This is a genomic window from Rhizobium sp. 18055 (genome assembly GCF_902706285.1).
In the GTDB taxonomy this organism is placed as follows: Bacteria; Pseudomonadota; Alphaproteobacteria; order Rhizobiales; family Rhizobiaceae; genus Rhizobium.
This window is the reverse complement of the sequence record NZ_CACSKD010000003.1, coordinates 103,083-121,258: the sequence shown is the minus strand read 5'-3', so window position 1 is coordinate 121,258 and position 18,176 is coordinate 103,083. Positions and strand designations below refer to the sequence as shown.

Annotated in this window: 22 protein-coding genes; 9 read left to right on the top strand and 13 right to left on the bottom strand. The window is 62.6% G+C overall.

Annotated elements, in window-relative coordinates:
- Position 1: 1 nt before the first annotated feature.
- Positions 2-247, bottom strand: coding sequence for a hypothetical protein (locus tag GVL52_RS06810; RefSeq protein WP_160005167.1), 246 nt, complete (start codon positions 245-247; stop codon positions 2-4).
- A 105-nt stretch (positions 248-352) separates the two neighbouring features.
- On the opposite strand from GVL52_RS06810, the gene GVL52_RS06805 reads away from it, so the two are divergent.
- Positions 353-550 (top strand): hypothetical protein, encoded by a 198-nt coding sequence (locus GVL52_RS06805; RefSeq protein WP_148187500.1) that lies wholly within the window; start codon positions 353-355, stop codon positions 548-550.
- Positions 551-690: 140 nt separating this feature from the next.
- Positions 691-969 carry a hypothetical protein gene (locus GVL52_RS06800; protein WP_160005165.1) on the top strand — a complete coding sequence of 93 codons (279 nt, stop codon included), beginning with the start codon at positions 691-693 and terminating at the stop codon, positions 967-969.
- 18 nt (positions 970-987) lie between these two features.
- Here the strand turns inward: GVL52_RS06800 and ppdK are convergent, their stop codons facing one another.
- From ppdK to GVL52_RS06770, 6 genes are all read right to left on the bottom strand, one after another.
- A complete protein-coding gene (gene ppdK / locus GVL52_RS06795; RefSeq protein WP_160005163.1) occupies positions 988-3,660 on the bottom strand; it encodes a pyruvate, phosphate dikinase in 2,673 nt (890 codons plus the stop codon).
- Positions 3,661-4,060: 400 nt separating this feature from the next.
- A complete protein-coding gene (gene smc / locus GVL52_RS06790; RefSeq protein ID WP_160005161.1) occupies positions 4,061-7,522 on the bottom strand; it encodes a chromosome segregation protein SMC in 3,462 nt (1,153 codons plus the stop codon).
- Positions 7,523-7,600: 78 nt separating this feature from the next.
- Complete coding sequence (locus GVL52_RS06785; RefSeq protein WP_160005159.1) at positions 7,601-8,293, bottom strand: DsbA family protein; 693 nt, start codon at positions 8,291-8,293, stop codon at positions 7,601-7,603.
- Positions 8,294-8,437: 144 nt separating this feature from the next.
- Positions 8,438-8,707 carry a type II toxin-antitoxin system RelE/ParE family toxin gene (locus GVL52_RS06780; protein ID WP_160005157.1) on the bottom strand — a complete coding sequence of 90 codons (270 nt, stop codon included), beginning with the start codon at positions 8,705-8,707 and terminating at the stop codon, positions 8,438-8,440.
- Positions 8,691-8,915 (bottom strand): DUF6290 family protein, encoded by a 225-nt coding sequence (locus tag GVL52_RS06775; protein WP_160005155.1) that lies wholly within the window; start codon positions 8,913-8,915, stop codon positions 8,691-8,693. The genes GVL52_RS06780 and GVL52_RS06775 overlap by 17 nt, the downstream gene beginning before the upstream one ends.
- A gap of 59 nt (positions 8,916-8,974) precedes the next feature.
- The gene (locus tag GVL52_RS06770) at positions 8,975-9,466 is read right to left on the bottom strand and encodes a DUF721 domain-containing protein (RefSeq protein ID WP_160005153.1); all 492 of its coding nucleotides are present in this window, start codon (positions 9,464-9,466) and stop codon (positions 8,975-8,977) included.
- 94 nt (positions 9,467-9,560) lie between these two features.
- Between GVL52_RS06770 and mutY the strand changes: the two genes are divergently transcribed.
- From mutY to GVL52_RS06750, 4 genes are all read left to right on the top strand, one after another.
- Positions 9,561-10,676 (top strand): A/G-specific adenine glycosylase, encoded by a 1,116-nt coding sequence (gene mutY / locus GVL52_RS06765; RefSeq protein ID WP_160005151.1) that lies wholly within the window; start codon positions 9,561-9,563, stop codon positions 10,674-10,676.
- 3 nt (positions 10,677-10,679) lie between these two features.
- The gene (locus GVL52_RS06760) at positions 10,680-11,288 is read left to right on the top strand and encodes an HAD family phosphatase (RefSeq protein WP_160005149.1); all 609 of its coding nucleotides are present in this window, start codon (positions 10,680-10,682) and stop codon (positions 11,286-11,288) included.
- Positions 11,289-11,290: 2 nt separating this feature from the next.
- Positions 11,291-11,656 (top strand): nuclear transport factor 2 family protein, encoded by a 366-nt coding sequence (locus tag GVL52_RS06755; RefSeq protein ID WP_160005147.1) that lies wholly within the window; start codon positions 11,291-11,293, stop codon positions 11,654-11,656.
- A gap of 235 nt (positions 11,657-11,891) precedes the next feature.
- A complete protein-coding gene (locus GVL52_RS06750; protein WP_160005145.1) occupies positions 11,892-12,809 on the top strand; it encodes a hypothetical protein in 918 nt (305 codons plus the stop codon).
- Positions 12,810-12,878: 69 nt separating this feature from the next.
- On the opposite strand, the gene GVL52_RS06745 is transcribed toward GVL52_RS06750, so the two are convergent.
- Positions 12,879-13,355 (bottom strand): DUF6790 family protein, encoded by a 477-nt coding sequence (locus tag GVL52_RS06745; RefSeq protein WP_160005143.1) that lies wholly within the window; start codon positions 13,353-13,355, stop codon positions 12,879-12,881.
- A 207-nt stretch (positions 13,356-13,562) separates the two neighbouring features.
- The gene (locus GVL52_RS06740; RefSeq protein WP_160005141.1) at positions 13,563-14,693 is read right to left on the bottom strand and encodes a site-specific DNA-methyltransferase; all 1,131 of its coding nucleotides are present in this window, start codon (positions 14,691-14,693) and stop codon (positions 13,563-13,565) included.
- A 182-nt stretch (positions 14,694-14,875) separates the two neighbouring features.
- Here GVL52_RS06740 and GVL52_RS06735 point away from each other — a divergent pair, with 182 nt between their 5' ends.
- Positions 14,876-15,061: a hypothetical protein gene (locus GVL52_RS06735; RefSeq protein WP_160005139.1), complete on the top strand. Its 186-nt coding sequence runs from the start codon at positions 14,876-14,878 to the stop codon at positions 15,059-15,061.
- A gap of 39 nt (positions 15,062-15,100) precedes the next feature.
- A complete protein-coding gene (locus tag GVL52_RS06730; protein WP_160005137.1) occupies positions 15,101-15,511 on the top strand; it encodes a hypothetical protein in 411 nt (136 codons plus the stop codon).
- A 2-nt stretch (positions 15,512-15,513) separates the two neighbouring features.
- Here GVL52_RS06730 and GVL52_RS06725 read toward each other — a convergent pair whose 3' ends face one another.
- Together GVL52_RS06725 and GVL52_RS06720 are read right to left on the bottom strand one after the other, a co-directional pair.
- Positions 15,514-15,867 carry an antibiotic biosynthesis monooxygenase gene (locus tag GVL52_RS06725; protein WP_160005135.1) on the bottom strand — a complete coding sequence of 118 codons (354 nt, stop codon included), beginning with the start codon at positions 15,865-15,867 and terminating at the stop codon, positions 15,514-15,516.
- Positions 15,864-16,193: an NIPSNAP family protein gene (locus GVL52_RS06720; RefSeq protein ID WP_160005133.1), complete on the bottom strand. Its 330-nt coding sequence runs from the start codon at positions 16,191-16,193 to the stop codon at positions 15,864-15,866. Before GVL52_RS06720 ends, GVL52_RS06725 begins: the two co-directional genes overlap by 4 nt.
- Positions 16,194-16,294: 101 nt before the next feature.
- Between GVL52_RS06720 and GVL52_RS06715 the strand changes: the two genes are divergently transcribed.
- Positions 16,295-16,984: a helix-turn-helix transcriptional regulator gene (locus GVL52_RS06715; protein ID WP_160005131.1), complete on the top strand. Its 690-nt coding sequence runs from the start codon at positions 16,295-16,297 to the stop codon at positions 16,982-16,984.
- 60 nt (positions 16,985-17,044) lie between these two features.
- Here the strand turns inward: GVL52_RS06715 and GVL52_RS06710 are convergent, their stop codons facing one another.
- Together GVL52_RS06710 and GVL52_RS06705 are read right to left on the bottom strand one after the other, a co-directional pair.
- A complete protein-coding gene (locus GVL52_RS06710) occupies positions 17,045-17,470 on the bottom strand; it encodes a DUF1284 domain-containing protein (RefSeq protein ID WP_160005129.1) in 426 nt (141 codons plus the stop codon).
- 1 nt (position 17,471) lies between these two features.
- Positions 17,472-18,050 (bottom strand): biotin transporter BioY, encoded by a 579-nt coding sequence (locus tag GVL52_RS06705; RefSeq protein WP_160005127.1) that lies wholly within the window; start codon positions 18,048-18,050, stop codon positions 17,472-17,474.
- Between the last annotated feature and the right edge of the window lie 126 nt (positions 18,051-18,176).

Here is an 18,176-nt window from a genome sequence, read left to right as displayed (position 1 = left end):
CTCAATCCCTGCCGGATGCCGCTTCTGCCACCGTGCGGAACGGAAACTTGCGGCCGCATTCGCACTTGATGACGCTGGTTTCCTGGAAATTGGTTTGCCGCTGGATGAACAGACCGCGCGGCAGGTGATCGACATTGAAGCCCGGATGCTTGCGCTTGGGATCATCAGCCTCGGAGGCTTCGGCAAAACCGCTATTGCCGCATTGTGGGCAGGTCAGCTTTTTCGAGAATCGGTCACGCAGCGCCATCAGTCTCTTCCATTTATCGCAGGCGCCTTCTTATAGAGGTTCTTGGCCATGCGAAAGCTGGAACCAAAGCGCCAAGGCATCGTTTCCTATGCAAAGGAGACAATCATGCCCAACAGAGAACCGATCCCCGTGCCCAATCCCGATACGCCACGCGGCCCGACGCCGACACCCGGTATTCCCGACCGGGTGCAGGAGAAGCCGCCACTGACACCGGCGCAAGATCCCGGCGACACCAAGAACCCGCAGGATCCGACGCTCGATCCGGCATTGCTGCCGATCGGCGATCCGGCCGGAGCGGCATGACGCAAGCGTCAGCCCGGGCATGGCGCAGGCCTCAGGTGGGCATGGCGCAATGTCGCGCTCAACCTGTGCGTTTCCGGTTGACGGAAGCGCACGTTTGGCGTCTTGTGGATCAACAAGATCAATCCGTTGAAGATATGTCGATGCGTATTCTGCCCCTCGCCTTCACACTTGCCGCGCTGGCGATCGGCCTGTCCGCTTGCCAGAGCATGACGCCGGAAGAGCGGCGGGCGGCGGATGACCGGCAATGCCTGGGATACGGCTTCAAGCGCGGCACCGAAGGGTTTGCGACCTGCCTGCAGCGGATCGACCTCAATCGCGACGCACAGCTTCGCGCCAACAGCGATTACGTGATGTCCGATCTCGCCTGGCGCACCAGCGGGCCATACTACGGCCGCTCCTACTATTATCGCCACCGCTGATTTCTACCGCGCTGGTTTCTACTGCATCGAGCGCTGCTTGATCGCCGCCTGCGCTGCTGCGAGCCGTGCGATCGGCACGCGGAACGGCGAGCAGGAAACGTAGTCGAGGCCGATTTCCTCGCAGAAATGGATCGAGGCCGGATCGCCGCCATGTTCACCGCAAATCCCGAGCTTCATGTCCTGGCGGGTTCGCCGGCCGCGCTCGGTGGCAATGCGGATCAATTCACCGACGCCATCGAAATCCAGCGAGATGAACGGGTCATGCTCGATGATGCCCTTGCGCTGGTAGGTCGGGATGAAGGCCGAGGCGTCGTCGCGCGAGATGCCGAAGGTCGTCTGCGTCAAATCGTTGGTGCCGAAGGAGAAGAATTCGGCGGCTTCGGCAATGATGTGAGCGCGGAGAGCTGCGCGCGGCAGTTCGATCATCGTGCCGACAAGATAGTCGATCTTCATCGCGGCTTCCGCCATCACGTCGCGGGCGACGGCATCGATCCGCTCCTTGACGTAATCGAGTTCGGAGCGAAGGCCGACCAGCGGCACCATGATTTCAGGCACGACGGCCGCACCCGTTTCGTGGGCTGCCTCGACGGCTGCCTCGAAGATGGCGCGGGCCTGCATCTCGACGATCTCGGGATAGGAGATGGCAAGGCGGCAGCCGCGATGGCCGAGCATCGGATTGAACTCATGCAGGGCATCGACGCGCTGGCGCAGCGCCGTCGGGTCCATGCCCATGGCAGCCGCGACATCGGCGATTTCCTCGTCGGTCTTCGGCAGGAATTCGTGCAGCGGCGGGTCGAGCAGGCGGATCGTTACCGGCAGGCCATGCATGACGTGAAACAGACTGGCGAAGTCCATCCGCTGGATTGGCAGCAGCTTGTCGAGAGCAACCCGCCTGCCCTTCTCGTCTTCGGCGAGGATCATTTCGCGCATCACATGGATGCGCTCGCCCTCGAAGAACATGTGCTCGGTGCGGCAGAGGCCGATGCCTTCGGCGCCGAAGGAGCGGGCGGCGCGGGCGTCGGCCGGCGTATCGGCATTGGTGCGCACCGTCATGCGGCGGACTCGATCGGCCCACTCCATGATGCGGCCGAAATCGCCAGAGAGCGCCGGCTGCACCATCTGCACTTCGCCCTTCAACACCTGGCCGGCAGAGCCGTCGATGGTGATGACATCGCCCTTCTTCAGCGTCACGCCCATGCCAATCAGCCGCTCGTTGCGCAGGTCGATGCGCATGGTGCCGGCGCCGACGACGCAGGGAATGCCCATGCCGCGGGCAACGACGGCGGCGTGGCTGGTCATGCCGCCACGGGTGGTGAGAATGCCTTCAGCAGCATGCATGCCGTGAATGTCTTCGGGGCTGGTCTCGACGCGCAGCAGGATGACCTTGCGACCCTCCTCCTCGGCCATCACCGCCTCTTCGGCGGTGAAGACGATCTCGCCGGTGGCCGCGCCCGGTGACGCCGGCAGGCCGGTGCCGATCACCTCGCGCGGAACCCTGGGATCGATGGTCGGGTGCAGCAGCTGGTCGAGCGAGGACGGCTCGATGCGCAGCACCGCCTGTTCCTCGGTGATCACCTTCTCGTCGACCATATCGACGGCGATCTTCATCGCCGCGCGGGTCGAGCGCTTGCCGGAGCGGGTCTGCAGCATCCACAGCGTGCCGCGCTCGATGGTGAACTCGATGTCCTGCATGTCGAGATAGTGGGCTTCGAGTTGGCTGCAGATGCCGGAGAATTCCTTGAAGGCTTCCGGCATCAGCTTTTCCATCGATGGCCGGTCGGAGCCGGAGCTGATGCGGGCCTCTTCGGTGATACTTTGCGGGGTGCGGATGCCGGCCACGACATCCTCCCCCTGGGCATTGACCAGGAACTCGCCATATAGCGACTTTTCGCCGGTGGACGGATTGCGGGTGAAGGCAACGCCGGTTGCCGACGAATTGCCGAGATTGCCGAACACCATGGCCTGGATATTGATCGCCGTGCCCCAGGCTTCCGGGATATTGTGGAGATGGCGATAAGTGACGGCGCGCGCGCTCATCCAGCTGGAGAAGACGGCACCGACCGCGCCCCAGAGCTGCACCTGCGGATCCTGGGGAAACTCTTCGCCCAGTTCCTCTTCCAGCACGGTCTTGTAGAGCTGGACGACATGCTGCCATTCGCTGGCGGTCATCTCGGTATCGTATTCGTAGCCGTGACGCGCCTTCTCATCCTCGAGGATTTCCTCGAAGACCTCGTTGTCGAGGCCCATCACGACATCGGCATACATCTGGATGAAGCGGCGGTAGCTGTCCCAGGCAAAACGGGCGTCGCCGGCATCGTGGCCGAGCGCCTGCACGGTTTCATCATTGAGGCCGAGATTGAGCACCGTGTCCATCATGCCGGGCATGGAAACGCGGGCACCGGAACGCACCGACAGCAGCAAAGGCCGCTCGCCATCGCCGAAGCGGCGGCCGGTGATGGCCTCGATGCCCTTGATGCCGGCAAGCGCCTGTGTCTTCAACTCATCGGTCAGAACGCGGCCATTCTTGTAATAGGCAGCGCAGGCATCGGCGATGACAGTCAATCCGGGGGGAACAGGCAGGCCGAGGCTGCACATTTCCGCGAGGTTTGCGCCCTTCCCGCCCAGGATCTCGCGGTCAACCGCACGACCCTCCGCCGCGCCATTGCCGAATGTATAGACCCACTTGGTCATTATGTCCCCAACACCCAAATCAGGATCAGCTTAATCCCTTGGTGTCAAAATGAAAATCGGACAAATGCGGCCAAAATGTTGCAGTGCACAATATCACCGCCGCCTGAACCGTTTTAATCGTCGGGAAGAGTAATAAAGCTTTGCGGGACCGCAACAAAGTCCCGCAAAGCCTTATTTCCGTCCAGCCAGGAAACCGGACGGGGGGTTCAGGATGCCGGCACGATGGGGAGGAGGTCGGCCTCAACGCGTGCGCACGGCAATCTGTACGCAAAACAGCTGGCGCGGCCCATGCGGGCTGCACATACAGTTTCTTCTAATGCAAGATGGGTAAGAACACATCACCTTATTGGGTGAGAAGACCATTTTTGGCCGACTTTTTTTGGGTCTTTTTCCCTTGACCTCAGGCGATCTCGCGCAATTGCTCGGCCGTCTGGAGATCGACAGAGACCAGCTGCGAGACACCCTGTTCCGCCATCGTCACGCCGAACAGGCGGTTCATGCGGGCCATGGTAATGGGATTGTGGGTGATGATGACGAAACGCGTTTCGGTGGACGCGGCCATTTCGTCCATCAGGTTGCAGTAGCGCTCGACGTTGTGATCGTCGAGCGGGGCGTCCACTTCGTCGAGCACGCAGATCGGCGCCGGGTTGGTGAGGAACACCGCAAAGATCAGCGCCATCGCCGTCAGCGCCTGCTCGCCGCCCGATAGCAGCGTCATGGTCTGCGGCTTCTTGCCGGGTGGTCTTGCCAGGATTTCGAGGCCGGCTTCCAGCGGATCGTCGGATTCGATCAGCTGCAGCTCGGCCGTGCCGCCACCGAACAGGTGGGTGAAGAGGCGCTGGAACTGGGTGTTGACGACATCGAAGGCGGCAATCAGGCGCTCACGGCCTTCGCGGTTGAGGCTCTGGATGGCGCCGCGCAGCTTGCGGATGGCGTCGATGACGTCGTCGCGTTCCTTGATCAGCGCAGCAAGCCGGTCGCTCAGTTCCTTCTGCTCTTCCTCGGCGCGCAGATTGACGGCGCCAAGCCGCTCGCGCTCCATCTTCAGGCGTTCAAGCTCGCGCTCGACCTCGCGCAGATCGGGCATCGACTGCATGACCTCAACGCCCGTCAGACGCAGGGCTTCGTGCGGGGCGACGTTCAGCGCCTCGCGGATGCGGGCTTCGCTTTCCAGCCGTTTTTCGCGGGCAGAAACGAGCCGCTCTTCGGCGCGGCCGCGACGTTCGCGGCTTTCGGCCAGTTCCGACAGCGACACCGTCGCCTTGTGATCGACCTCGCGCTGGACCAGCTCGGCCTGTGCCAGCAGATCGGCGGCAGCGCGGCGGGCGTCGTCGGCCTTCTGCAATTCGTTCAGCAGGCCGCGGCGCTTGTCGTCGAATTCATCGGGCGCCATTTCGAGATCGGCAGCCTCTTCACGGGCTTCTTCCTCGCGGTCGCGCAGCGTGGCGATATGATCCTCGGCGCTCGATGCGCGCTGGCGCCAGGTGCCGCGCTCCTGGCCAATGGCGATGATGCGGCGCTGGCGGGCGTCGTTTTCGCGGTTCAGGCTTTCGTGACGGGCGCGGGCTTCGGCAAGCGTGCCGCGATCTGTGGCGACATCGGCCTGCTGCAGCCGCAGCTTTTCGTCGATTGACGTGAGATCCGGCGCATCCTCGAGCTCGATGCGGGCGTTCTCTTCCTGGATGGCGATGTCTTCGAGCTGGCTCTGCAGCAGGCTGACCGCTTCGGCAATGACATCGCGGCGGCGGATCAGGTCGCCAGAGGCACGCTCGGCGGCAGCGAGAGCCTCGCGCGCTTCGGCCAGCAGGCGTGACGACATGCGGCTGACGTCGCGGGCTGCGGCAAGGCGTTGCTCTTCGCCGGAGATGGCTTCGGCGGCAATCGCCAGACGTTCCTCGGCTTCGGCGAGCACGTCGCGGGCAATCGCGGCTTCACTTTCGAGCTCGGACAGGCGGTTTCGCTGGGCGAGCCGCAGGGCTGCGGCACTCGGCGCATCGGCACCGGTGACATGGCCGTCCCAGCGGTAGACGGCGCCATCTTTGGTGACCAGACGCTGGCCGGGCTGCAAGGCCAGCATCAGGCGCGGTGCGTCGGCTTCCGACACAAGGCCGATCTGCTGCAGGCGGCGCGTCAGGGCTGAGGGGGCACGCACATGATCGAGCAGCGGCTTGACGCCATCGGGCAATTTCGGATCGGCGGCGCCATCGCCGTTTTCCGACCAGTGCGCCGGCGCCTTCGGATCGAGCGGCGATTCCAGATCGTCGCCAAGGGCGGCACCCAGCGCCGTCTCGAAGCCGCGATCGACGCGGAGATCGTCGGCAACGGGGGAAAACTCGCCGGCAGTGGCACCGGCGGCGAGCATCCGCGAAATGGTGCGGGATTCAGTCTCGATGGCGTTCAGCTGCGAGCGTGCCTGATCGACCGGCGCGCGCGACATGGCTTCGGCCTGGCGGGCGGCGGCGAGCGCCTGCTCGATCGCCTGGATGGTGGCTTCGGCCTCGGCGACAGCGCTCTCGCCGGCCTCGACGACCTCGCGCTTCTCGTCCGGATCCGGCAGCGTGGCGATGCGTTCGCCGATGGCAGACAGCTCGCGGTTGGCCTCGTCCATCTGGCGCTCCAGGCGCATCTTGCGATCGGAAAGATCGCGGATGGCGCGTTCCAGCTGGTTGCGGCCGGCAGCGGCTTCGGCGCGCTCGGCGGTCAGGCCCGTGAATATCCGCTCGCTATCGGCAAGCTTTGCGGCAGCCTCCTCAAAGGCCTCGCGGGTTTCTTCGGCATAGCGGCCGGAATCGGCAAGAATCTCGTTGATCTCGGCCTCTTCGGCATCGAGCCGCGCGAGGATTTCGGCATTGTCGGCGACGAGGCGTTCTTCGCGGGTGATGTCTTCGGCCAATTGCGCGAGCCGGCGGGTGAGCTCGTCGCGGCGGCGAAGGATGCGGTTGGCGTCTTCTTCGAGCTGCGTCTTGGCGATCTGCAGGCGCTGCAGCGCGGCAGCGGCGCGCGCCTCGCCCTCACGCAGTTCCGGAAGCTTCAGGCTGGCGATCGCCTGCGCCTTGGCGGCTTCCATCTGCATCTGCGCCTTTTCGGCGACGATCGAGGTGGCCTGGTTCAGCGCGCTGTCAGCCTCGGCTTCGGCCTCTTTCGCCTGCACCCAGCGGATATGCAGCAGCATCGCCTCGCGGGCGCGGATATCGGCCGACAGCGACTTGAAGCGGTTGGCCTGGCGGGCCTGGCGCTTCAGGCTCTCGATCTGGCTTTCGAGCTGCGAGGTGACGTCATCGAGACGCTCAAGGTTGCTTTCGGCGGCGCGCAGGCGAAGCTCTGCCTCGTGGCGGCGCGAATGCAGGCCGGAGATGCCGGCGGCCTCTTCCAGCAATTGGCGGCGGGCCTGCGGCTTGGCGGAGATCAGCTCGCCGATGCGCCCCTGCCCGACCATCGATGGCGAGCGGGCGCCGGTCGAAGCGTCGGCGAAGAGAAGCTGCACGTCCTTGGCGCGGCTTTCCTTGCCGTTGATGCGGTAGACCGATCCCTGCTCGCGCTCGATGCGGCGGGTCACCTGGATCTCGTCGCTATCGTTGAAGGCGGCGGGTGCGGTGCGGTCGGAATTGTCGAGATAGAGGGCGACTTCGGCGGTGTTGCGGGCCGGGCGATTGCCGGAGCCGGAAAAGATCACGTCGTCCATGCCCGACGCGCGCATGTTCTTGTAGGAGTTTTCGCCCATCACCCAGCGGAGCGCTTCGACCAGGTTCGACTTGCCGCAGCCGTTCGGCCCGACGACGCCGGTGAGGCCGCGCTCGATGATGAATTCGGATGGTTCGACAAAGGACTTGAAGCCGACGACGCGAAGCTTGTTGAACTTCATGCAGACGCCTCATGCCGCTGAAACGAAAAAGCGGGCGCACGGCTTCCGCCGTCGCCCGCTTGTTGAAAACGGCTCGGCTTAGAGAAGGCTGTCGATAAGGGCCGACAGGATGTCAACCGACATGTCTCCAGAGTAGCGCTTCCCGTTGATCAGGAAAGTCGGCGTGGCGTTGACGCCGAACTCCTTGGAGCCCCGTTCCCGCGTCGCGTTCACTTCATCCAGCAGCTTCTGGTTCGTCAAGCACTTCGTGAAGCTATCCTCACTAAATCCAGCGAGTTTCGACATCTGGAGCAGTGCGGTGCGGCCATCATCGGCGGCGGCCCAGGTCTGCTGCTGCTTGAAGAGCATCGCAACCATCGGGAAATACTGGTCAGGCGTGCTCAGTTCGTCAGGCTTGGCGGGGTTGCAGCGGGCCAGCATGAAGGCAGCGGCAGCGCGCGGGTCGAACGGGAATTCGCGGATGACGAAGCGAACCTTGCCGGTATCGACGTACTTCTTCTTGACCTCGTCGAAGGTGTTGGTGTGGAAATGAGCGCAGTGCGGGCAGGTCATCGACATATATTCGACGATCTGAACCTTGGCGTCTTCCTTGCCGAGCGACATCTCAGGCAGGGCGCCCGGCTTCAGCACGGCGGCCATATCGACGTCGCCGTCGGACTTCGGAATTTCAGCAGCCGCATTGGCGCTGCTGAAAACGGCCAAACTTGCCGTCGCAGCAGCAACGCCGCCCATGAGCTGGCGTTTGGTCAGTTGCATTTCGGACATCTGCATAGGTTCCCCATAAATGAGATTAGCGGCTGTGAGTGCGATATAACGGCGCGAGGCCGCGAACAAGGCACGCTTGACCGACTTTCTTCAAACAATTGTGACCTTGGTGGGACGAAGCTCAAGTTATTAGCAGTTGCAACGGCGGCGTCACCTATAGATGTCGCGGCGATTGCCAACACGCACAACCAGAATTCGAAGGACGTCGTCTTCTATGCTGGCGATAATCCGGTAGTCCCCCACCCGGTATTTCCAGAATGCACCCAACTCGGGGCCTTTGAGAGCTTCACCGATCGAGCGCGGATCGTCCAGCCGTGCGACGCGCTCATGGAGGAAACGTAAAATTCGGTGGGCAGCGACATGACCGAGTCTGTCGAGTTCACGCGCGACGTGCTCGTCGAAATCAATCTTCCACGCCATACCGCGCCATCAACTCGGCCAATGACACGACACTACTGTTCCCCTTCCGGAGATCCTCAAGACGTTTCTCGGCCAGATAGACATCCTCCAGATCATCCAGATACTCGAGAATGGCTTCGCGCGCATAGAAGCTCTTGCTGCGCCCGGTACGCTTTGCAAGCTCATCAAGCCGTTCTTCAATTTCGGCAGGCAATCGTATAGCCAGCATTGTCGTTCTCCTTGCTATACATGTATAGCATAGATCGGAGGCTACGCCAACGGCCGGGGCTAACGCCCCTTCTTCCCCAGCACCGCCGTGCCGAGCCGCTTCACCGCCTCGCGCAGCTTCTCGTTGTCGATCCCCTCCATCATCTCCTCCAGCCTCTGCGCCGCAGCACCTTTCAGCGGGGTCGGTGTGCGGGAGCGCTTGTGGGCCTGGGAGACCGGTTTCTGGACGATGCGGATCTGATGGACGGCGGAGAAGCCGAAGAAGCTGTTGATGCGCTGGATCAGTTCGCCCTGCGCATGGGTGAGAAAAAGAGCGCGCGCACCTTCGCAGGCTATCGTCAGCACGCCGGGGCGGAAGCTGCCGTCGTCACCGCCGCCTCTTGCCCAGGCGATCTTTTCAGGCCTCGTGCAATCGGCAAAATCCTCGCCGGCGATCTCGTCCCACGAGCCGAGCAGCGCGGTGTTGATGCCGGCGCGCTTGGCGAGCACCGGATCGATCAGGCCATTGGCCAGTTCGGATATCTGCTTTGCACCTTTGCGTGGATAACTCATCGAAACCTTTGGATGCCGCCGCCATTCGGGCCGACTGCCTTGATCGGGCGCCATTGCTTCGCCAAGTATAGGGCACTTCCCCTGCGCACGGCAAATGATGACCTCAGCACCCCTCACCGCCCCCACCGCAAAGCCGCTGCTAGACTGGTACGATCGCCATCACCGCGATCTGCCGTGGCGCGTCTCGCCGCCGATGACGGCGCGCGGGATCAAGGCGGAGCCCTATCATGTGTGGCTGTCGGAGGTGCTGCTGCAGCAAACCACCGTGCCGGCGGTCAAACCCTATTTCATCAACTTCCTGACGCGCTGGCCGACGGTGCGCGATCTGGCCGATGCGCCGAGCGAGGATGTGATGGCGGCCTGGGCCGGGCTTGGCTACTACGCCCGGGCCCGCAACCTGAAGAAATGCGCGGAGGCCGTGGCGCGCGAGCATGGCGGCGTGTTTCCAGATACCGAGGAAGGGCTGAAGGCGCTGCCGGGGATCGGCGACTATACGGCGGCGGCAGTTGCGGCGATCGCCTTCAGCCGGCAGGCGTCCGTGATGGACGGCAATATCGAGCGGGTGATCTCCAGGCTCTATGCGATCTCGACGCCGCTGCCATCAGCAAAGCCATTGATGAAGCAGAAGGTGGGTGTGCTGACGCCGGCGGACCGGCCCGGCGATTTCGCGCAGGCGATGATGGATCTGGGCGCCACGATCTGCACGCCGAAACGGCCGGCCTGCGCGCTCTGTCCGTTCAACGGATCATGCGAGGCGCTCAGCCAGCATGATCCCGAGCATTTTCCGGTGAAGGCCGCGAAGAAGACCAAGCCGGTTCGCTATGGCGCCGCCTTCGTGGCGGTGACCGCCGATGGCGAGGTGTTGTTGCGGCGGCGGATCGAGACGGGGCTGCTCGGCGGAATGACCGAGGTGCCAACGACAGGCTGGACAGCGCGGGTCGATGGCGAGACCTCGGCGGATGCCGCGCCGTTTTCCGCAGGCTGGGAGGCTTGCGGAACGGTGGTGCATGTGTTTACCCATTTCGAGCTTCGGCTCTCGATCTACCGCGTGGCGATCGCCTCGCAAATTCAAACGGATAACGCTTGGTGGGAGCCGGTTACAAATCTTGTTTCGCAGGCTCTTCCGACCGTCATGAAAAAAGCGATCACTGCCGCTATTCCACTTGCGTTCAACCATTCCCCACTTGCGTTCTCACATTCCAAGGACTGATAGATGCCTATTGATCATATCGTTTTCGATATCGGAAAAGTGCTTATCCATTACGATCCGAACCTGCCCTACAGCCGCCTCATCCCCGATGAGACCGAGCGCAAGTGGTTCTTCGACAATGTCTGCACCCACGACTGGAATATCGAGCAGGACCGCGGCCGCACATGGGCCGAGGCCGAGGCGCTGCTGATCGAGGCACATCCGGCCCGAGAGGAACAGATCCGCGCCTTCCGCAAGCACTGGCACGAGATGGTGTCGCATGCCTATGGCGACAGCGTGGCGATCATGGAAGGGCTGATTGCCGACGGCAAGGACGTGACGATGCTGACCAACTTCGCCTCCGATACGTTCCGCGAGGCGCAGGTGCGGTTTCCGTTCCTGACCAAGCCGCGCGGCGTCACTGTCTCCGGCGATATCGGCCTGATCAAGCCCGATATCGCGATCTATGAGACGCATGCGAAGAGCTTCGGGCTCAACCCTGCTGCGACGATCTTCATCGACGATTCCGCCCCCAACGTCGAAGGCGCAAAGGCGGCCGGCTGGGATGCGGTTCTGTTTACCGGCGCCGACAAGCTGCGCGCCGATCTTGCCGCCCGCGGCGTGAGGGTCTGACCATGGCATTCGATCCGGTTCAGGAAATCACCCTGTTTCACGATGCGATCAACAGGCTCGACTTCGAGATGATCGAGAACTACTTCGCCGAGGATGCGACCTATGTGTCGAACGGCGTCGGCAGCCTGGCGGGGCGCGACGAGATCATGGTCGCATTCCGCAAGTATTTCGACGACTATCCCGATCAGACGGCGTTCAACACGCTGGTCGAAAAGGTCAGCCCGAATGCCGGCCGCGCCGTTTGGTCGGTGCGCGCCACCCACAGCAAGACAGGCAAGCCGCTGGTGCGCGAAGGCGAGGAAACCATCACCTTCAACGAGGACGGGCGCGTGACGCGGGTCGATGTGAAGGACTATCAGGCGTTCTAGTCACACGCTCTCCTGCCCCTTATTCCGGCGATGGAAAACCGCAAATTTCTCATCGCATTAGGAACAATCAGTGGCTTCGACAGTTTTGAGATAACCCGCGCATGACGCGGCTTATAGCAAAACGATAAGTCAGCCATGCTGACGGGAGGTTACGATGGGTAGAGGTATCTTGCTTTGGTTTCTCGGTATTCCAATTCCGCTGATCCTGATCATCCTGCTGTTCTGGCACTAGGGGGTGGCGATGTCGTTTACTTCCTCTGCCGTGGTGACTGATGCGCCACTGGAATCCTCGGCCTCGGCTGTCAGCTGGGGACCGATCATCGCCGGCACACTGGCGGCCACCGCTATTTCGCTGGTGTTTCTGCTGATCGGCTCGGGCTTCGGCCTGACGATGGTGTCGCCGTGGTCGCATGACAGCGCCTCGCTGACCACTGTCGGCGCGACCGCTGCGATCTGGCTGATCGTCGTGCAATGGGTGTCGGCTGGCCTCGGCGGCTATCTGACCGGCCGGTTGCGGACCAAATGGACCGGCGTTCACACCTACGAGGTGTTCTTCCGCGATACCGCCCATGGCTTTCTCGCCTGGGCACTCGCAACCGTCATCGTTGCCGGTGTTCTGGGCTCGGCCCTGTCATCGATCGTCAGCACCGGCACGCAGGCAACGGCGACAGCCGTGGGTGCAGTCGGCGCTGCAGGTGCGGCAACAGCGGCAGGTGCCGGCGGTGGCAACAGCGGCTTCTCGCCTGCCTATTTCACCGATGCGCTGCTGCGCCCTGCCAACACCACACCGGCAGCCGGCAACCAGGGCGATGAAGCGGTGAGTGCGCAGGTAACGCGCGTGCTGGTCAATGGCGTGGTCGACGGCAAGCTTTCTGCCGATGACCAGGCCTATATCGAGCAGGTCGTGGCTTCGCGCACCGGCCTCTCGGCCACCGATGCCAAGGCCCGTGTGGATGCCGTGATGAAGCGGATCGACGATGCCAAGCTTGCGGCCACGCAGGCTGCGGATACCGCCCGCAAGACGGCCTCGGTCGTGGCGCTGTTCGGTGCGCTCTCGCTGTTGGTCGGTGCCTTCATCTCCAGCGTTGCCGCCGCGATCGGCGGTCGCCAGCGCGACGAGGACGAAGAGCGGATGGCGCTGCTGCAGCGCTAGAAACGACAGACCTCGGCGAAGAAAAAGCGAGACGCTCGGAGAAACCCGGGCGTCTTTTTTGGTCGCCCTCTATGCGGCAGCGAGAGCACTGTAGGCGGTGGCAGCAAGGTAGCCGGCCAGGACAAGCGCGATCCAGAAATCGGAGACCATGGCGATAGTCTTCAGTCGGTTCCGGGACTGCTGGTGGAAATGCCCGTAGCTGGCGAGACCGAAAAAGATGCAGCCGGCCAGGGCCGCGGGGGTGATCCAGGCTGGCTGGAGCAGGCTGGCGGTGGCCAGCAGGCTGATCGCAAGATTGCCGAAGCCGAGTTCCTCCACCAGATGAAAGGCTTTCGGGTCGGTGATGCCGAATATGGTCTCGGCCGTGAAAGCCGGTCTGGCGACCTGTCTTATGCCGGCAATCAGCACACGAAGACCGACACCCCAGAAGACGAACCACTTGCCGATGAGGAAGACGAGACTGCTGTCCGCCGTCAACATCGCCTCTGCGGCGATGGAGACCACGGGCAGGATGAGCATCAGCAGCAGAACGATCGCGAGATACATGACGGCCCCTTCCCCAGGTGAAACCAGCGGTTGCCATTCCACCATGGGGACTGCCCTGTTCGCAAGAGCAGAAGGCCGCCACGCCTGATAAAACCTGCGCTTGGAATGAAGACGCCCGAGAGATGATCCCGGGCGCCTTTTGCCGTCTTCCGCAACTGGAGGTACAAAAACCGGAAGCCGGCAGTCTCGATCGGGCTCGAACGCGGATTAACCCGCGTTGGCCAGATCACTACGGATTACGGACCGCAATTCGTCGATCGGGCGCAGGGATTGCCCGTCGTCGAAGTGCCAGAATGTCCATCCGTTGCATGCGTCGAAACCCTGAACCTTGGCGCCAAGGCGATGGATTGAGCCGGCGTCGCCGCCGGATGCGATGGTGCCGTCGGCGCGAACAATGGCGCTGTAGCGGCGTTTCGCATCGGTCAGCACCTGGCCGGGCTTGATCAGGCCGCTTTCGACCAGAACGTTGAAGGCGACGCGGACTTCCTGCTTCTTGCCGGTCATCACGGTCAATTCGGCCTTGCCGAGCGGCTGCACGGCTTCGATGCGGGCGGACGCCGCGTCGATGTAATCCTGTTCGCGCTCGATGCCGACGAAGTGACGACCCAGGCGCTTGGCGACAGCGCCCGTGGTGCCGGAACCGAAGAACGGGTCGAGAATGATGTCGCCGGGCTTCGACGAGGCCATGATGACGCGGGCGAGCAACGCTTCCGGCTTCTGGGTCGGATGCACCTTCTTGCCGTCTTCACCCTTCAGGCGCTCGCCGCCATTGCAGATCGGGAACAGCCAGTCGGAGCGCATCTGCACGTCGTCGTTGGACGCCTTCAGCGCATCGTAGTTGAAGGTGTAGCCCTTGGCCTTGGCGCTCGGGCTTGCCCAGATCATCGTCTCATGGGCGTTCTGGAAACGGCGCCCCTTGAAATTCGGCATCGGGTTTGTCTTGCGCCAGACGATGTCGTTGAGGATCCAGAAGTTGAGATCCTGCATGGTGGCGCCGACGCGGAAAATGTTGTGGTAGGAGCCGATGACCCAGAGCGTGCCGGTTGGCTTCAGCACGCGGCGGCAGGCCAGCAGCCAGGCGCGGGTAAAGGCATCATAGGCTTCGAAGGAGGCGAACTGGTCCCACTCGTCATCGACGGCATCGACCAGCGACTGATCCGGACGATGCAGGTTGCCGCCGAGCTGCAGGTTATAGGGCGGATCGGCGAAAATGACGTCTACGGAGTGGGTCGGCAAGGCTTCAAGAGCCGATACGCAATCGCCCTTGATGATCGAGTCGATCCAGGCACCCGGCGCTGCGGAGGCCTTGAGATCGGCAAGCGGAAATACTGACGCCATCTTTAAACTCGCTCATACACGTTACGCTCTTTACTGTCTGTTATGGTTACTCATCTTGGTTACCAAAGACTGAACCGGTGGGCGATTTCGGGAAAAATAATTCGTCAGTCCCGCCGATTCCAGCTGCACTTGTTGGTTTTCCGGGCATCGGTTATGATTGAAATGTCAGGAGTGGACAGGCCATGCGATCGATCAAGCCAGCCGATTTTCCAGGGAAATTGCCACGCGCGAAAAACATTCTCGCGCGCGAGCTGACCGACGTGGAAATGCAGCGGATTGGCCGTGAGCAGGTTGAGACTGACGCCCCCTACGAACTTGATGATCTGGACGAGGATGGAAAGCTCAGCCCTTCGAAACGGAAGAGCTAAACCTTGAAGATACCACCTCGCCCGCCGGTTGGGAGTCTGGTGGCCTACGAGTTCCTATGGCGTTCACAAAGCCAATATCGGGAAGACGGTTTCAAGGTTTATCCGACGGCAATCGTCTCAGCACGCGATCTGGATGGCGGCGCCATCCTGACCTACGCGTTGGGTATCTCCCATAGCTTCCCCTTGTCAGGGCAACGGGCCGTGGAGGTGCCTGTCAAGCTCAAGAGACACCTCGGGCTTGATGACAGAGCTTCATGGATCTACACCGACCAACTCAACGTCTTCGTCTGGGCGGGCGCCGATTTGCGCCCTGCCTCATGGCTTTCTGACACGCCAAATCTCGACAGCTGCGTGATCGGCGCGCTGCCGTCGGGGTGGTTCCAGAGCCTGCTCGGACATCTCGAAGAGAGCCGGAAGCTTCAGCGGTTGGCGGCGATCAAGCGAACGTAGCATTAAGCCGCCGCATCATGCACCGCACGGCTGTCATCAGGCACCTCCCTCCTCTCGTTCATCCCGTAATCTCGGACGATGTCACCGATGCGCAGTCGGTAATCCGCGAAGATGCCGTTGCGGCCGGCCTGCTGGGCGGCGCGGTGGGGTTCGAGGTTGCGCCATTGCTTTACCGCCGCCTCGTCGCGCCAGAAGGACAGCGACAGCAGCTTGCCGCGGGTGGTCAGGCTCTCGAAGCGTTCGATCGAGATGAAACCGTCGATCTTGTCCAACTCGGCGCGCAGTTCGCCGGCCAGATCGAGGTAGGTGTGGCGCTCCCCGAGATAGGGCAGGACTTCGAAGATGACGGCAATCATGGCTGCACCTGTTTTGCGTGAGGAAGCGAGACGTTGGTCAGGAAGATGCGGTCCTCCTTGAGGATGAAGCGTTCGCGCCTGGCAAATTCGTAGTTCTCGCGGCCGAGTGGATCGGCGGCGAGACGGGCGCGGTAGGCTTCGTAGGCGGCGAGGTTTTCGATGCTGTAGACGCCGTAGGCGGTGGTGGCCGAGCCCTCGTGCGGGGCGAAATAGCCGATCAGGTCGGCGCCGTTGCGCGGAATGGCCTGGCCCCAGTTGCGGGCGTATTCGGTGAATTCCTCCCGTTTGAACGGGTCGATCTCGTAGCGGATGAAGCAGGTAATCATCGTCGTCTCCTTTTGCTGCGAGACGGTTTTGACATGTTGCGGGACCGGCATGCTTCGGTTACGGTCGAAGTATCGTGGCAACACATGACGGAGGACGCGGCATGAAGGAAGGTCCGGACATTGCCCAGATCGGCGCCCTGATCGGCGATCCTGCGCGCGCCAACATGCTGACCGCGCTGATGGGCGGCAAGGCGCTGACGGCCACCGAGCTTGCGGCTGCGGGCGGCATCACCGTGCAGACGGCGAGCACGCATCTGGCCAGGCTCGAGGCCGGGCAGTTGCTGTCGCAGCGCAAGCAGGGGCGGCACCGCTATTTCACGCTGGCTGACGACGCTGTCGGCAAGCTGCTCGAAAACATCATGGGGTTTGCGGCCGGGCGCGGGCATCTCCGGCATCAGCCGGGGCCGAAGGAGCCGGCGCTTCGTAAAGCGCGGATCTGCTACGACCATCTGGCCGGCGATTTTGGCGTACGGATGCTGGATAGCCTTGTCGCCAAGGGGGCGATCGACGCTGTTGGCGAGGGACTGGCGCTGACCGGCAAGGGCGAGAGCGCGTTGCAATGCATCGGCATCGATGTCGGCGATCTCAAATCGTCGCGGCGGCCGCTCTGCCGCTCCTGCCTCGACTGGAGCGAGCGGCGGGCGCATCTGGCCGGCAGCCTCGGCAAGGCGCTGCTGTCGAATTTCTTCGACAAGGGCTGGGCGCGGCGGACGGCAGGTAGTCGCTCGGTGATCTTTTCGCCGGAAGGTGAGCGGCAGTTTCTGGCGCTGTTTCCGGTCGATGCAAATTGACACGTTTATGCCAACCGGTCTGGCCATGGGTTCCGAGCCGCCTGGCTTGTCACTGGCCGCCTAACGGGCGGCGACCAGCACGTCCTTGAAGCCACGCTCGGCGACATGGCCACAAAGTTCGCTCCATTCGCACGCGCCGCAGGCCTTGCGGATGGTGCCGAGAGCGAAGTTGCGACGCAACCTTTTCAGTAGCGTCTTGTCGGGGATGATGCGTGTGCCATCGCTGATCTTCATTTTCAGCAGACGACCGATGGCTTCGGCGGCGGCCTCGTCGCGCGCGATGACGCTGGCATTGTGGCAATGCGCCGTCGTGCCTGCGAGCAGCGGGGCGCAGATGTCGTCGGGGCCGGAGACCATTTCGATCTCCTCCCCCGATGATAGCCGCCTGGCGATGCTGACGTAGTTGGCGGTGAAGGCCGGCGTATAGCCTTCACCGACGAAGGTCAGCATGCAGAGCAGATGATGGGCGCGCAGGCGAACCGTCACATCAGCGTCCGGTATAGATCCTGACGCCCTTCAGCACGGCGGCGGCGAGCGCCGATTTCAGCACGGCGCCGAGGATGAAGGGCGCAACGCCGAGCAGCCAGGCCTTTTCCGTGCCGAGCAGGTTGGCCAGCCACAGGCCACCGATCGCCAGGCAGAGCATATTGGCAGCGAGGTGCGCACCAAAACTGCGGATCACCTTGTCGCCGGTCCAGCCGCGTTCGGCGAGCCAGCCGGTCAGCGCGGCGATAACGGGGAAGGAAACGAGGTAGCCGGCGGTTGCACCCGCAAACGGGGCAAGGCCACCGGCGCCGTTTGCCAGCACCGGGAAACCGACGGCAGCCTCTGCCAGCCAGGTGAGCACCGTGACGGCGCCGAGACGCCAGCCGTAGAGCGCGCCGATCATGGTGACGGCGAAGGTCTGCATGGTGATCGGCACAGGCACCATCGGCACCGCGATCTGCGAGGCGAGCGCCAGAACCAGCGTGCCTGCCAGCACGAAGACGGCCTTGATTGCCGCAGGGCGGGCGGACAGGCGCAGCGGGTCGAAAACCAGCTTGGTGGAGTGGTCGAACAGGGACATGCACTTCTCCTCGATCAAATTATAGATAATTTTTGATTCCATCTATTTTATGAAAGAGATTTTTGGATAGCGCAAGCGGTTGCCTTCTTCCAGCAAGCTGACGCAGGAACGGAAAAGAAGAGATTC

What these genes read in the sequence shown, in the direction of transcription:
- GVL52_RS06725 (WP_160005135.1), bottom strand. Translation starts at nt 15,867, where the DNA reads ATGATTGCCGTCATCTTCGAAGTCCTGCCCTATCTCGGGGAGCGCCAC.
- GVL52_RS06755 (WP_160005147.1), top strand. Translation starts at nt 11,291, where the DNA reads ATGGCATTCGATCCGGTTCAGGAAATCACCCTGTTTCACGATGCGATC.
- GVL52_RS06735 (WP_160005139.1), top strand. Translation starts at nt 14,876, where the DNA reads ATGCGATCGATCAAGCCAGCCGATTTTCCAGGGAAATTGCCACGCGCG.
- GVL52_RS06785 (WP_160005159.1), bottom strand. Translation starts at nt 8,293, where the DNA reads ATGCAGATGTCCGAAATGCAACTGACCAAACGCCAGCTCATGGGCGGC.
- GVL52_RS06810 (WP_160005167.1), bottom strand. Translation starts at nt 247, where the DNA reads ATGGCGCTGCGTGACCGATTCTCGAAAAAGCTGACCTGCCCACAATGC.
- GVL52_RS06760 (WP_160005149.1), top strand. Translation starts at nt 10,680, where the DNA reads ATGCCTATTGATCATATCGTTTTCGATATCGGAAAAGTGCTTATCCAT.
- GVL52_RS06800 (WP_160005165.1), top strand. Translation starts at nt 691, where the DNA reads ATGCGTATTCTGCCCCTCGCCTTCACACTTGCCGCGCTGGCGATCGGC.
- GVL52_RS06745 (WP_160005143.1), bottom strand. Translation starts at nt 13,355, where the DNA reads ATGTATCTCGCGATCGTTCTGCTGCTGATGCTCATCCTGCCCGTGGTC.
- GVL52_RS06705 (WP_160005127.1), bottom strand. Translation starts at nt 18,050, where the DNA reads ATGTCCCTGTTCGACCACTCCACCAAGCTGGTTTTCGACCCGCTGCGC.
- GVL52_RS06770 (WP_160005153.1), bottom strand. Translation starts at nt 9,466, where the DNA reads ATGAGTTATCCACGCAAAGGTGCAAAGCAGATATCCGAACTGGCCAAT.
- GVL52_RS06805 (WP_148187500.1), top strand. Translation starts at nt 353, where the DNA reads ATGCCCAACAGAGAACCGATCCCCGTGCCCAATCCCGATACGCCACGC.
- smc (WP_160005161.1), bottom strand. Translation starts at nt 7,522, where the DNA reads ATGAAGTTCAACAAGCTTCGCGTCGTCGGCTTCAAGTCCTTTGTCGAA.
- GVL52_RS06740 (WP_160005141.1), bottom strand. Translation starts at nt 14,693, where the DNA reads ATGGCGTCAGTATTTCCGCTTGCCGATCTCAAGGCCTCCGCAGCGCCG.
- GVL52_RS06720 (WP_160005133.1), bottom strand. Translation starts at nt 16,193, where the DNA reads ATGATTACCTGCTTCATCCGCTACGAGATCGACCCGTTCAAACGGGAG.
- mutY (WP_160005151.1), top strand. Translation starts at nt 9,561, where the DNA reads ATGATGACCTCAGCACCCCTCACCGCCCCCACCGCAAAGCCGCTGCTA.
- ppdK (WP_160005163.1), bottom strand. Translation starts at nt 3,660, where the DNA reads ATGACCAAGTGGGTCTATACATTCGGCAATGGCGCGGCGGAGGGTCGT.
- GVL52_RS06775 (WP_160005155.1), bottom strand. Translation starts at nt 8,915, where the DNA reads ATGCTGGCTATACGATTGCCTGCCGAAATTGAAGAACGGCTTGATGAG.
- GVL52_RS06715 (WP_160005131.1), top strand. Translation starts at nt 16,295, where the DNA reads ATGAAGGAAGGTCCGGACATTGCCCAGATCGGCGCCCTGATCGGCGAT.
- GVL52_RS06780 (WP_160005157.1), bottom strand. Translation starts at nt 8,707, where the DNA reads ATGGCGTGGAAGATTGATTTCGACGAGCACGTCGCGCGTGAACTCGAC.